The sequence below is a fragment of the Enterococcus sp. DIV1283b genome (assembly GCF_051710965.1).
GTDB lineage: Bacteria > Bacillota > Bacilli > Lactobacillales > Enterococcaceae > Enterococcus_B > Enterococcus_B lactis.
Genome location: NZ_JBIOLR010000001.1, coordinates 1945001 through 1959095, shown reverse-complemented (window position 1 = coordinate 1959095; position 14095 = coordinate 1945001). Strand labels below are relative to the sequence as shown.

The following is a 14095-nucleotide window of genomic DNA, read 5'->3' as shown; positions in this document are numbered from 1 at the left end:
AATGCAAGATGTTTTTCCCACAACTTTATACAATTACTTCTTATTCTCTTTTACAAAGTACGATCCGTATTCGAGAATATGTACAAGAAGCAAAAAAACAAGGCTACACTTCATTAGCCATAACGGATAAAGATGTCTTATACGGTGCACCTGAATTCTATCGTATTTGTGTAGAAGAAGGAATACAGCCAATCATTGGATTACATCTTAGTTATACTTATGAAGAAAAAAATTATGGTTTGCTTGCGTACGCAAAAGATGAGACAGGTTATCAGCAGCTGATGAAACTTTCCAGTCGAAAAATGATCCAAGAAAAAATGGCACTTGATGATATGATAGAAACCGACCATCTAGTGTTTGTCGTTCCGGCAAATCATTCTGTTTCTGAGGCTTTCAATAAAGAGGAACATTTTTTCAGTCATTGGCAGTTTTTGCTTGAAAATGTTTTTACTAAAGATTTTTATATCGGCTTGTCAGAAAACACGCCTGATCAATTGCCTGAATGGTATCAGTATGTGACAAAAGAAAATTATCCGCTTTGTGCATTGCATCCGATCGCTAGTTTACAGCAAGAAGACCTTTTTGCGCTTGAAGTGATGAAGCATATCAAAGAGGGAAGTCAGATGCCTTTAGAAAGTTTATCTGCACCTTTACCACCGGCAAATGGTTACCTGCTTTCAGAACAAGAAATGATCAAACGATTCGAAGAAGCGGGTCTTTCCCAAGCTGTAATAGGTGCTCAGCGCTTGGCCGAATCGATTTCATTTGAATTTCAGTTTCATCAGAAATTACTCCCGCATTATCCCGTCCCTCAAGGAAAACAAGCTGGAGAATATTTAAGAGAGCTATGCTACTCGCAAGTGGAACATCGGATCGTTGATTATACAAAGGAGTACCGAGAACGTTTGGACTATGAGTTATCTGTCATCCATCAAATGGGATTCGATGATTATTTCCTGATCGTATGGGATGTAATGGCTTTTGCTCATAGAAATAAAATCGTTACCGGTGCAGGCCGTGGTTCTGCTGCTGGTTCATTAGTAGCCTATGTGTTAGAAATCACAGATGTGGATCCATTAGAGTATGACTTGCTATTCGAACGATTTTTAAATCCTGAACGTTTTACGATGCCGGATATTGATTTGGATATTCCTGACAACCGACGTGAGGAAGTATTGAATTATGTTCGAGAAAAGTATGGACAATATCACATGGCGCAAATCGCGACATTTGGTACAATGGCTGCAAAAATGGTTCTTAGAGATGCGGCTAGAGTGTTTGGTCTGTCACAAAGTGAAGCAAACCGCTGGTCAAAAGCAATACCAAACCAGCTGAAAATCACATTGACCCAAGCCTACAAAACATCGCGTCAACTAGTAGAATTAGTTCAGGCAAGCGAAAAAAACCAACTTTTATTCAAAACCGCAGTGATTTTAGAAGGATTGCCAAGACACGTTTCGACTCACGCAGCAGGGGTAGTTATCAGCGATAGGAATCTACTTGAATTGGTACCGCTCCAACGCGGTTCTGATGAAGCTTTTCTGACCCAGTATACGATGAATGAGGTAGAAGCCATCGGTCTTTTGAAAATGGACTTTCTAGGACTACGCAATTTATCGATTATTGATTTTACTTTAAAGGCTGTTAAGCGAGTAGAAGGGCAGGAAATCCGATTAAAAGAGATTCCATTAAATGATGCAAAAACGCTACTCTTATTTCAACGAGGCGAAACTTCAGGAGTATTTCAATTTGAATCTGCTGGTATTCGAAACGTTTTACGAAGATTAGAACCAGAAAACATCGAAGATATTGCCGCGGTCAATGCGTTGTATCGTCCAGGTCCTATGCAAAATATCGATACCTTCATTGCCAGAAAAAAAGGAAAAGAAGCCATTCGCTACCCCGATGATTCACTGATCCCGATTTTGAAAAACACATACGGGGTGATTGTCTATCAGGAACAAATCATGCAGATCGCCTCGACTATGGCTGGATTTACATTAGGACAGTCAGATATTTTGAGGCGGGCAGTTAGTAAAAAGAAAAAAGACGTATTAGATGAAGAAAAGTCGCATTTTGTATCAGGAGCATTACAACAAGGATATTCGGAAAAAACAGCAGTGACTGTATATGAATATATTGAAAAATTTGCAAACTATGGATTCAATCGGTCGCATGCATTTGCTTATTCCTTCGTGGGATTCCAAATGGCATATCTAAAGGCTCATCATCCAGGGGCTTTCTTCACTAGTCTAATGAATTCTGTTCGGCATAACACAACGAAATTGAAAGAATATATTGCAGAAGCACGTAAAAATAAACTCAAACTTTCTTCACCATCCATCAATCAAAGCAATTATAGTTTTGAGTTGGTCAATAAGGAAGAAATCAGATTCGGGCTGACAGCGATAAAAAGCATCCGACGTGATTTTGTAGAAGATGTATTGAATGAAAGAAAACAAAATGGCCCGTTCAAGTCAGTAGATCAATTCCTCATACGGATCGATAAGCGGTGGCTGAAATTAGAGTTACTGCAATCACTGACAGCAGTAGGCGTTTTTGATGAATTATCTCCTAACAGGAAACAATTGATGCTTGATCTCGAAGGAAAAATCCAAAATATCGTTTACAGTGGTGGCAGTCTAGATTTGCTAGGAATCATGGCATTAAAAGAAGAAGAAGTTGCTGACTATACACTAGAAGAACGACTGAAGCTGGAAGAGGAATACTTAGGTGTTTATTTGTCAGGGCATCCTGCAGAAGGGTTTGACCGGCTTCGTTTAGCTAAACAGGTTCAGCTGATTACAGATATCGTTCCTAATCAACCAGTCAATTTACTATTGATGATAAAGGAAGTTAGAGAGATTCGGACAAAAAAAGGCGAACTGATGGCCTTCGTGGAAGGAACCGATAGTAGCGGAGAAATTTCTGTCACGGTTTTTCCAACTCTTTATCGAAAATATCGTAACCTGTTTGCAGTTGATCAAGTGATCTTTGTTCAAGGGCGTAGCGAAATCAGCAAATATAACCAGGAACTACAATTGATTGGAGAAAGCTTTGCTGATCCTCGTCAGTTAGAAACACAGTATCCTTCACAAACGTGCTATTTGCGTATTACAGAAGAACGGGAAGACCCTGAGATAATGAAACAATTACAAGGGATTTTTCAGAAACACCCAGGATATATTCCAGTAATTATGTACCACGAAAAAACACAACGAAAAGTTGTTCTGTCAGATGCTTATTGGGTGGATGACAGCAAGAGTATAAAGGGGCAACTTGTTTCTCTACTTGGCGAAGATAATGTGGTTTTCAAATAACTTACGGTAAAAAATACTACTTGCTTTCATTTTTTTTCATTTTTTTATCCGTAAATCAAGACAAGCGAGAAAAATAATGTTAGAATGTTAGTCGTGGTTAACGCAAAAATGGTTGTAAACCTAAGTTATACTTAGGATAAAGTATTTTAATGAGGTGAATGTTTATTATGAAACGCATCGGAATTTTGACCAGTGGCGGAGACGCACCTGGAATGAATGCAGCTGTTCGTGCCGTTGTTCGTAAAGGTATTTACGAAGGACTGGAAGTATACGGGATCAATTATGGGTTTGCCGGTTTAGTTGCTGGAGATATTCGTCGTCTTGATGTGGCAGATGTAGGTGACAAGATCCAACGTGGTGGTACATTCTTGTATTCTGCACGTTATCCAGAATTTGCAACTGAAGAAGGTCAATTAAAAGGAATCGAACAATTGAAAAAATTCGGGATCGAAGGTCTAGTGGTTATCGGAGGAGACGGTTCTTATCATGGCGCAATGGCTTTGACAAAACGTGGATTCCCAGCAGTAGGTATTCCTGGAACAATCGATAATGATATTCCTGGTACTGACTTCACGATCGGTTTTGATACAGCAATCAATACAGTGCTAGAATCAATTGACCGTATTCGTGACACAGCGACTTCTCATGTTCGTACATTCGTTATCGAAGTAATGGGACGCAATGCAGGTGACATCGCTTTATGGTCAGGTGTAGCTGGCGGAGCAGATGAAATCATCATCCCAGAACATGATTTTGATATGGCTTCAGTTGCTAAAAAAATCCAAGAAGGCCGTGATCGTGGGAAGAAACATTGCTTGATCATCTTGGCTGAAGGTGTAATGGGCGGAAATGAATTCGCTGAAAAACTTTCAGAATTTGGCGACTATCATACACGTGTATCTATCTTGGGACACGTTGTCCGTGGTGGAGCACCAAGCGCACGCGACCGCGTCTTAGCAAGTAAATTCGGTGCTTACGCTGTCGAATTGCTTCAAGAAGGAAAAGGTGGATTATGTGTCGGTATCCATGACAACGAAATCGTTGCAGCTGACATCATTGATACACTAGAAAACAACAAGCATAAACCAGACTTATCATTATATGATCTAAATAATTCACTTTCATTTTAAGAGTGAAAGAAACCAAGCTATTTAAGCTGTGTACAGCTTTAAATAAACAAAATTGAATGGGAGAGTTTTTTAAATGAAAAAAACCAAAATCGTTAGTACATTAGGACCAGCAAGTAACTCAGTAGAAATTATTTCTCAATTGATTGAATCTGGGGCAAATGTCTTCCGCTTTAACTTTTCTCATGGTGACCATGAAGAACAATTATCACGTATGACTATGGTCCGTGAAGCAGTTAAAAAGACAGGAAAAGATGTCGGTATTCTTTTAGATACAAAAGGAGCTGAAATCCGTACAACTGTTCAAGGCACAACAGAAGCTGATTTTGGTCGTGCAGGATACATCAAATTTGAAGTAGGAGATCAAACACGCATCTCTATGGATCCTGAACATGTAGGTTCAAAAGAAAAAATCGCGGTTACTTACCCAGGATTATTTGACGATGTTCACGTAGGCGGACACGTTTTATTCGATGATGGCTTGATCGACATGGAAATCATTGAAAAAGACGAAGCAAACCGTGAATTAGTCGTAGAAGTTAAAAATGCAGGTATGCTAGGATCACGTAAAGGGGTAAATGCACCAGGCGTTTCTATCAGTTTGCCAGGTATTACTCCAAAAGATGCTGACGATATTCGTTTTGGTTTAGACAACGATATCGACTTTATCGCTGCAAGTTTTGTACGTAAAGCACAAGACGTTCTAGATATTCGCGAAATTTTAGAAGAAAAAGACATGACTCATGTTCAAATCTTCCCTAAAATCGAATCTCAAGAAGGTATCGACAACATTGACGAAATCATCAAAGTTTCTGATGGTGTTATGATTGCCCGTGGAGATATGGGTGTGGAAATCCCAGCTGAACTAGTACCAATGGTTCAAAAACGTATCATCAAAAAATGTAACGCTGCTGGTATCCCAGTTATCACTGCTACACAAATGTTAGAATCAATGCAAGAAAACCCACGTCCAACACGTGCGGAAGCTTCTGACGTTGCCAATGCTGTATTTGACGGAACAGATGCAACAATGTTATCTGGTGAATCTGCAAACGGAGACTACCCAGTTGAAGCTGTTTCAACAATGGCACGTATCGACCAAGAAGCTGAAAATGCATTATCAGAATTAGGTACATTCCAATTGAACGAATTCGATAAAACAGATGTAACTGAAACAATCGGTTTATCTGTAGCTCGTGCTGCAAAAAATCTAGGCGTCAAAACAATCGTTGCTGCAACTGAATCAGGCTACACTGCAAAAATGATTTCAAAATATCGCCCAGATGCAGATATCTTGGCTGTTACTTTTGACGAACGCACAAAACGCGGTTTGATGTTAAACTGGGGTGTTTACCCAACAGTTGCTGAAAAACCATCAACAACTGATGAAATGTTTGAACTAGCAGCTAAAAAAGCTGTTGAATTAGGTTTCGCATCAGAAGGCGATTTAATCTTGATCACTGCTGGTGTACCAGTTGGCGAACGCGGAACAACTAACGTGATGAAAATTCAAATGATTGGTTCTAAATTATTAGAAGCTCAAGGCGTTGGACAAAAATCTGTCGTTGCAAATGCAGTTATTGCTTCATCTGCTGAAGAAGCTGTAAAAAAAGCAAAAGACGGAATGGTTCTAGTTGTACCATCAACTGACAAAGAATACATGCCTGCAATCGAAAAAGCAGCTGCTGTTATCGTTGAAGAAGGCGGATTGACTTCTCACGCTGCAGTTGTAGGAATTGCACAAGATATTCCTGTAATCGTTGGTGCTAAAGGCGCAACAACAACAATTACTGATGGCGAATTGATTACTGTTGATTCACGTCGCGGCATCGTTTACCGTGGCGAAACAACAGCTATCTAATTTAAGCTTAATACAAAATAAAAACAGCTCTTCATTTATGAAGAGCTGTTTTTTTGTGCTGAAACGAATTCATGGATGACCTGGACTACTTGTTCTTGAAGCGGTGTGACAAGCTGTTGTGTTCGTTTTGCCAATGAAATCAAGAAGCGAGGCTGAACTTCGTCTGAAAGTGGGAGGCAAACTAAATGATCTTCAGGATGGACAGCAATCTCTGCCAAAAAACCGATACCAACATTTTCACGGATCATACTCTTTAAAATCGTCAAATCATTGCTTTGATAAACAACTTTTGGTTGAGTATGTGTTTGTTTAGAAAGTTTAGTGAATGCTGCTGGGTGGACATAATGTTCGTTCAATAACACAAACTGTTCATCTGATATATCTTTGAAAGAGACCGCCTTCTGCTGGGCAAGAGGGTGAGTAGGCGGAACGACGATCATGAAACGTTTATCCAAAAGTAATTCTGTTTCTAAATATTGATCTACGATTGGCTGTGTTGAGCCTAATACGGCTAAATCGATCCTCCCTTGACGGATCATTCCATATAAGTCCCGAGAGCCTCCATCGGTGATTTCAATCTGATTCATCAATTCATGCTTGATAAAGTAACCTGACAGTTTTGGAAAGTACTCATTGCCGATAATAGGCGGCATGCCAAAACGCAGCTTTTTCTTTTGTAACTGAGTGATTTCAGCCCTTGCAGTAGAAATCTCTTGGAGAATAGTTTGTGCATGGAGAAACAGCTGCTTTCCAGAAGGTGTGACGATTAATTCGTGATGCGAACGATCTCTTGTGATAAGTATGGCGTCAAACTCTTTTTCAAGACGTTGTAATGCATATGTAATAGTAGGTTGGCTCACACGGAAATAATTAGCAACTTTCGTAAAGTTTTTTTGTTTGACGATTTGGACATAGTATTCAATATCTTTCGTGTTCATAAAGATCATCCGCTCCTTTGATAGAATAATGATTATTGTAAATGATTCTGAAGATGATAGCAAACAGAGGCTTTCTGTTAAAGATATTTCTGTTTTTTTATGAACTGCAAGGTGTCAAGAAAATTTCATTGACAACATGGTTTTTGCCCTGTATAATTGCTTTTGTTGCTTAGGAGTGATGAAAAATGAAATGGTCTTTATTGGAATTGAGAAAATACCAGGAGACACCGTTAACTTTTCATGAGACGCTCGACTTGAAAGCCGCTCTCATGAAGCGAGACAATTTAATACTTGATGTTGCGCCAGTGGAAGTCGAAGGTTTGGTCTCAGTTGATAAGAAAGGCTATATCGTTCATTACACTGTGCAGACGACTTTGACAGTTCCTTCAACACGTTCGCTAGAACCTGTTGAACTGCCGATGGACTTTTCTGTAGACGAAGTATTCATGACAGAAGAACAATTCCAAAGCAGAAATGAGCAAATGTCTGCAGATGAGATTTTGCTGATTGAAGGTCCGTTATTGAATTTAGCAGAGTCAATTGAAGACAACATCTTATTGGCGATTCCGATGCGGGTATTGACAAAAGAAGAGGAAGCAGCAACAGAACTTCCAAAAGGCAATGATTGGGAAGTTGTTTCCGAAGAAGAATACCAACGCAGAAAAATGGAAGAAGCCGAGAATAAAATTGATCCTCGTCTTGCAAAACTATCTGAACTTTTTGATTCTGAATCAAAAAGTTCAGATAACAAGTAAGATTGGAATATATTGTATCTATTATAGGTGCAAGACTTTACAAGGAGGTGTAGCAAAATGGCAGTACCAGCTAGAAGAACATCAAAAGCTAAAAAAGCAAAACGTCGTACACACTACAAGTTGACAATCAAAGGATTAAACGAATGTCCAAACTGTGGTGAAATGAAAAAAAGCCATCACGTATGTGCAAATTGTGGTTACTATGATGGTAAGGACGTAATGTCAAAAGAAGCTTAATACATTTTAATTAGAAAATGTAAAACCTCAAGGCTAACCATGGAGCCTTGAGGTTTATTTTTTTATAAGCGATAAATAAAAAATATGTTGTTCTTTAGTTTGCAATGTAGCCGTGTTAAGCTATAATGTAAGAGATTAGGGAGAAATCCCGTATGTAGGAGGAGTTCATATGTCAAAACAACAAATCGGCGTTGTCGGTATGGCCGTTATGGGTAAAAATCTAGCCTTGAATATAGAAAGCCGCGGCTATTCAGTGGCCTTATTCAACCGTACAGGGGCTAAAACAACCGCTGTAGTAGAAGAACACCCAGATAAAAATTTCAAAGCAACGTACACAATCGAAGAATTTGTAGAATCAATCGAAAAACCACGTCGGATTCTTCTGATGGTCAAAGCAGGACCGGCAACAGATGCAACAATCCAAGAGTTGCTTCCTCACCTTGATAAAGGCGATATTCTGATTGACGGAGGAAATACATTCTTTAAAGATACGATGCGTCGTAATGAAGAATTAGCCAACTCTGGTATTAACTTTATCGGTACAGGCGTTTCCGGTGGTGAAGAAGGAGCTTTAAAAGGACCTTCAATCATGCCTGGTGGACAAAAAGAAGCGTATGAGCTAGTTGCACCAATCTTAGAGCAAATTTCTGCAAAAGCAGAAGACGGAGCACCATGTGTTACCTATATTGGCCCAAACGGAGCCGGACACTATGTGAAAATGGTACACAACGGTATTGAGTATGGAGATATGCAGCTGATTGCTGAATCTTATGACTTGATGAAGAATATTTTAGACCTTTCAGTAGAAGAAATGGCTGATATCTTTAAAGAATGGAATCAAGGCGAATTAGACAGCTACCTGATCGAAATCACAGCTGACATCCTGACTCGAAAAGACGATGAAGGAACAGGTAAACCAGTCGTAGATGTGATCCTTGATGCAGCTGGAAATAAAGGAACAGGTAAATGGACAAGCCAAAGTGCGCTTGACTTAGGCGTGCCACTTCCATTGATTACTGAATCTGTATTTGCCCGTTACATTTCTGCTTATAAAGAAGAACGCGTACAAGCAAGTAAAATTTTGTCTCGTACGAACGATTTTGAGTTCACAGGAGACAAAAAAGAATTGGTCGAAAAAATCCGAGAAGCGTTGTATTTCAGTAAAATCATGAGTTATGCTCAAGGATTTGCTCAATTACGTGTCGCTTCAAAAGAATTTGATTGGGATTTGCCATTTGGCGAAATCGCAAAAATCTGGCGTGCTGGATGTATCATCCGAGCTCGATTCTTGCAAAAAATCACGGATGCTTATGACAAAAATCCTGAGATCGAAAATTTATTGCTAGATGATTATTTCGTTGAAATCACGAAAAAATATCAGCAATCAGTCCGAGACGTCGTTGCCTTGGCTGTCCAAGCTGGCGTACCTGTACCAACTTTCTCATCAGCCATCGCTTACTTCGATTCATACAGAGCAGAACGTCTGCCTGCAAATATAATCCAAGCCCAACGCGATTACTTTGGCGCACACACATATGAACGTGTCGACAAAGAAGGAATCTTCCATTACTCATGGTACCATGAAGAATAATAGTCTTTCGGCTGTTAGGAAATGAGAAAATAAAAAGAGGACGAAAGAGCTGAAGTCAATTGTTATGAGTAGACTTCAGCTCTTTTTTAAAACTGCTATTCATGATAAAATGACTATAGATTTTTAAGCAGATTATCGGTATAATGATAGAGTTTTTAAAAAGCCAGTAGATAGAAAGGATAAAATAATAAATGAGTAATATTCTAATCATTGAAGATGAAAAGAACTTAGCTCGATTTGTCGAGCTAGAGTTGAAGCATGAAGGGTATAACGCAGAAGTCCATTACAACGGTCGTACTGGTTTAGATGCGGCATTAAATAATGAGTGGGATGCCATATTATTGGACCTGATGCTTCCAGAATTGAACGGTTTAGAAGTCTGCAGACGCGTACGCCAAGTCAAAAATACACCAATTATTATGATGACTGCAAGAGATTCTGTAATCGATCGTGTATCAGGACTTGACCATGGAGCAGATGACTACATCGTCAAACCATTTGCTATCGAAGAACTATTAGCACGCCTTCGAGCATTGTTGCGTCGAATCGATATTGAAGGTGACAAAAATGTGGCAAAACAAACCACTATTACTTATCGTGATTTGACTATCGAAAAAGAAAACCGTGTCGTACGTCGCGGAAACGAAGTAATTGAACTAACAAAAAGAGAATACGAATTGCTACTTACTTTAATGGAAAACGTGAACGTGGTATTAGCACGTGATGTTTTGCTAAATAAAGTATGGGGATACGAAACGGAAGTTGAAACAAACGTAGTGGATGTATATATTCGTTATCTTCGCAATAAAATTGACGTTCCAGGGGAGGAAAGCTATATCCAAACTGTCCGCGGAACAGGTTATGTGATGCGCTCGTGATAAAGCCGAAAAAATCGGAAAAAAGAGAACTGAAAGGGCCCTCCTTGACAATCAAGTGGGCCTTTGCGAGTTCTTTCTTCATATTCGTCGTATTTACAATTTTTGCGGTCATTACCTATAAATCATCTATCAACCTGATTGTTGCAAAAGAAAGAAACAATGTAGAACGTACGATTTCAGAAGTAGCCTCTCGTTTGGCTAACTCGGATGAAGAACTGACATTAGTGAATACGTATCGTAATCTGACGAAAGCAACAAATGACGGAGATGAGGTCATAGATCATACTTCACTGGTCGAAGGAAATTTAATGAAGATTGATTCCTTTATAGCTGAGCTAGGGCAGCCTTCGATGGATCTTTATGTGTATGATTTAGATGAGAACTTGATTTTCAAAACTCACGAAAACAGTCGAAACTTGATCCAAACAACACGTAAAGTGCCAACGATTGTTACACTAGAAGGGAAAACTGGTTTTTTATCTATACAGCCTATATATTCTAAAGGTACAAGAGAAAAGATCGGTTATGCGCAAAGCTTCTATGAATTATCTTCTTTCTATGATATCCGAAATAAGCTATTATTGACTCTTATTGTTTTAGAAGTCGTTTCTTTGATTTTAAGTAGTATTTTAGGTTTCTTTTTATCTTCTTACTTCTTGAAACCACTAAAGGTACTCAGAGATACAATGGATACTATACGTAAAGATCCGCAATCAGATATCCACATGCCTGAAATCGACACGAATGATGAATTGGCAGATTTAGCTGAAATATTCAATGAGATGCTTGACCGCATGCGTTTGTATATCGAACAACAAGAGCAGTTCGTGGAAGACGTCTCTCATGAATTAAGAACTCCTGTAGCAATCATTGAAGGGCATCTTAGTTTGCTAAATCGTTGGGGGAAAGATGATCCTGAGATATTGGAAGAATCGTTAAGCGCCAGCATGCAAGAAATCAGCCGCATGAAAAGCTTAGTTCAAGAGATGCTAGACTTATCAAGAGCAGAACAAGTAGATGTCCATTATGCAAATGAAACAACTAAAGGAAAAGAAGTCACCTATCAAGTTTATAATAATTTCAAGATATTATACCCAGACTATGTGATTACTTTAGATGATGATTTGACAAAAGAAGTGACCCTGCAAATTTATCGTAATCACTTTGAGCAATTAATCATTATTATATTGGATAACGCAGTAAAATATTCAACTACACGAAAAGAAGTCCATATCTCTATTTCTTCTACTCTGAATGAATTTGAGATTGCTATACAGGACTTTGGTGAAGGAATACCCAAAGAAGACCTTAATAAGATCTTCAATCGTTTTTATCGTGTGGATAAAGCGAGGGCTAGAACGAAGGGCGGAAATGGTCTGGGATTGTCTATCGCAAAACAATTGGTTGAAAACTATAAGGGTCGTATCTTAGCAGAAAGCGTAGTTGGGCAAGGGACTATCTTTAGAATTTTTATTCCTATCGCAAAAACAGAAGACAAGTAAAGCATGTGCTTTGCTTGTTTTTTTATATTATACATTAAGAAAGAAGAAGCCAAATACAAGCAGATAAGAAATTTAGCGAACAATAAAATAGAATAACATTCGTTGATAAATCGTAAATAGCTTTTAGGTGAACAAAAAACAATAAAAACACTTTAATATTCGTCTTTAAAAATAATAAAGAAAAATAGGAAATTTTCTATTGCAATTTTATAAAGAGATTGCTATATTATTATTTGTTCTAAATGATTCCTTTAAGGTGTCGCTAAAAATTATAAAAAATAGTGTTGACGCACTTTTGATATCATGTTATAATAACGAAGTCGCTTAGGTGAGAAAGCTTATAAAGCTTGATTTTATCGAAAAAAACTTCAAAAAAGTTATTGACAAATAACGATCGAAATGGTATGATAATCAAGTCGCTGCTAATGAGCGATAAAGACATTTAGAAAAAATAAACAAAGAAATTGTTGACATTCTCTTCTGAATCTGATAAGATTAAAGAGTTGTTGAAACAAAAAGATTAGACCTTTGAAAACTGAACAAAGTAAGACAAACCAAATGTGTAGGGCGTCTTGATTCAATTCAAGACAACAAACATTTTTAACAAGCAAGCAATATGCTAGCAAACAAATTGAGCTTAACAATCGTAAGATTGTTCGAACTTTTTATGAGAGTTTGATCCTGGCTCAGGACGAACGCTGGCGGCGTGCCTAATACATGCAAGTCGTACGCTTCTTTTTCCACCGGAGCTTGCTCCACCGGGAAAAGAAGAGTGGCGAACGGGTGAGTAACACGTGGGTAACCTGCCCATCAGAAGGGGATAACACTTGGAAACAGGTGCTAATACCGTATAACAATCGAAACCGCATGGTTTTGATTTGAAAGGCGCTTTCGGGTGTCGCTGATGGATGGACCCGCGGTGCATTAGCTAGTTGGTGAGGTAACGGCTCACCAAGGCCACGATGCATAGCCGACCTGAGAGGGTGATCGGCCACATTGGGACTGAGACACGGCCCAAACTCCTACGGGAGGCAGCAGTAGGGAATCTTCGGCAATGGACGAAAGTCTGACCGAGCAACGCCGCGTGAGTGAAGAAGGTTTTCGGATCGTAAAACTCTGTTGTTAGAGAAGAACAAGGATGAGAGTAACTGTTCATCCCTTGACGGTATCTAACCAGAAAGCCACGGCTAACTACGTGCCAGCAGCCGCGGTAATACGTAGGTGGCAAGCGTTGTCCGGATTTATTGGGCGTAAAGCGAGCGCAGGCGGTTTCTTAAGTCTGATGTGAAAGCCCCCGGCTCAACCGGGGAGGGTCATTGGAAACTGGGAGACTTGAGTGCAGAAGAGGAGAGTGGAATTCCATGTGTAGCGGTGAAATGCGTAGATATATGGAGGAACACCAGTGGCGAAGGCGGCTCTCTGGTCTGTAACTGACGCTGAGGCTCGAAAGCGTGGGGAGCAAACAGGATTAGATACCCTGGTAGTCCACGCCGTAAACGATGAGTGCTAAGTGTTGGAGGGTTTCCGCCCTTCAGTGCTGTAGCTAACGCATTAAGCACTCCGCCTGGGGAGTACGACCGCAAGGTTGAAACTCAAAGGAATTGACGGGGGCCCGCACAAGCGGTGGAGCATGTGGTTTAATTCGAAGCAACGCGAAGAACCTTACCAGGTCTTGACATCCTTTGACCACTCTAGAGATAGAGCTTCCCCTTCGGGGGCAAAGTGACAGGTGGTGCATGGTTGTCGTCAGCTCGTGTCGTGAGATGTTGGGTTAAGTCCCGCAACGAGCGCAACCCTTATTGTTAGTTGCCATCATTCAGTTGGGCACTCTAGCAAGACTGCCGGTGACAAACCGGAGGAAGGTGGGGATGACGTCAAATCATCAT

Annotated in this window: 9 protein-coding genes and 1 rRNA gene (1 of these 10 only partly in view); 9 read left to right on the top strand and 1 reads right to left on the bottom strand. The window is 39.6% G+C overall.

What is annotated here, in order from left to right:
• Window positions 1-8: 8 nt before the first annotated feature.
• The 3 genes from dnaE to pyk all read left to right on the top strand — a co-directional run bounded on the left by dnaE (window position 9) and on the right by pyk (window position 6308).
• Window positions 9-3320 (top strand): DNA polymerase III subunit alpha, encoded by a 3312-nt coding sequence (gene dnaE / locus IGJ53_RS09650; protein WP_259742015.1) that lies wholly within the window; start codon window positions 9-11, stop codon window positions 3318-3320.
• Between the two features lie 167 nt (window positions 3321-3487).
• A complete protein-coding gene (gene pfkA, locus IGJ53_RS09645) occupies window positions 3488-4450 on the top strand; it encodes a 6-phosphofructokinase (RefSeq protein WP_002310395.1) in 963 nt (320 codons plus the stop codon).
• Between the two features lie 73 nt (window positions 4451-4523).
• Window positions 4524-6308: a pyruvate kinase gene (pyk, locus tag IGJ53_RS09640; protein ID WP_002290965.1), complete on the top strand. Its 1785-nt coding sequence runs from the start codon at window positions 4524-4526 to the stop codon at window positions 6306-6308.
• Between the two features lie 35 nt (window positions 6309-6343).
• On the opposite strand, the gene IGJ53_RS09635 is transcribed toward pyk, so the two are convergent.
• Window positions 6344-7246, bottom strand: a complete 903-nt coding sequence (locus IGJ53_RS09635; protein WP_010733444.1) for a LysR substrate-binding domain-containing protein — start codon at window positions 7244-7246, stop codon at window positions 6344-6346.
• Between the two features lie 185 nt (window positions 7247-7431).
• Between IGJ53_RS09635 and IGJ53_RS09630 the strand changes: the two genes are divergently transcribed.
• The 6 genes from IGJ53_RS09630 to IGJ53_RS09605 form a co-directional block, all read left to right on the top strand.
• Window positions 7432-8001, top strand: a complete 570-nt coding sequence (locus tag IGJ53_RS09630; protein ID WP_259742016.1) for a YceD family protein — start codon at window positions 7432-7434, stop codon at window positions 7999-8001.
• A 57-nt stretch (window positions 8002-8058) separates the two neighbouring features.
• Window positions 8059-8238, top strand: coding sequence for a 50S ribosomal protein L32 (gene rpmF, locus IGJ53_RS09625; protein ID WP_002290970.1), 180 nt, complete (start codon window positions 8059-8061; stop codon window positions 8236-8238).
• Window positions 8239-8407: 169 nt separating this feature from the next.
• Window positions 8408-9829 (top strand): NADP-dependent phosphogluconate dehydrogenase, encoded by a 1422-nt coding sequence (gndA, locus tag IGJ53_RS09620; protein ID WP_002290971.1) that lies wholly within the window; start codon window positions 8408-8410, stop codon window positions 9827-9829.
• Window positions 9830-10020: 191 nt separating this feature from the next.
• On the top strand, window positions 10021-10707 hold the full coding sequence (locus IGJ53_RS09615; RefSeq protein ID WP_002290973.1) for a response regulator transcription factor: 687 nt from the start codon (window positions 10021-10023) through the stop codon (window positions 10705-10707).
• The gene (locus IGJ53_RS09610; RefSeq protein ID WP_002310397.1) at window positions 10704-12209 is read left to right on the top strand and encodes a HAMP domain-containing sensor histidine kinase; all 1506 of its coding nucleotides are present in this window, start codon (window positions 10704-10706) and stop codon (window positions 12207-12209) included. The genes IGJ53_RS09615 and IGJ53_RS09610 overlap by 4 nt, the downstream gene beginning before the upstream one ends.
• 663 nt (window positions 12210-12872) lie before the next feature.
• Window positions 12873-14095, top strand: a 16S ribosomal RNA gene (locus tag IGJ53_RS09605); it runs 338 nt beyond the window's last position.

Coding starts and splice junctions, on each gene's coding strand:
- IGJ53_RS09630 (WP_259742016.1), top strand. CDS start 7,432: ATGAAATGGTCTTTATTGGAATTGAGAAAATACCAGGAGACACCGTTA.
- pfkA (WP_002310395.1), top strand. CDS start 3,488: ATGAAACGCATCGGAATTTTGACCAGTGGCGGAGACGCACCTGGAATG.
- pyk (WP_002290965.1), top strand. CDS start 4,524: ATGAAAAAAACCAAAATCGTTAGTACATTAGGACCAGCAAGTAACTCA.
- IGJ53_RS09615 (WP_002290973.1), top strand. CDS start 10,021: ATGAGTAATATTCTAATCATTGAAGATGAAAAGAACTTAGCTCGATTT.
- dnaE (WP_259742015.1), top strand. CDS start 9: ATGTTTTTCCCACAACTTTATACAATTACTTCTTATTCTCTTTTACAA.
- rpmF (WP_002290970.1), top strand. CDS start 8,059: ATGGCAGTACCAGCTAGAAGAACATCAAAAGCTAAAAAAGCAAAACGT.
- gndA (WP_002290971.1), top strand. CDS start 8,408: ATGTCAAAACAACAAATCGGCGTTGTCGGTATGGCCGTTATGGGTAAA.
- IGJ53_RS09635 (WP_010733444.1), bottom strand. CDS start 7,246: ATGAACACGAAAGATATTGAATACTATGTCCAAATCGTCAAACAAAAA.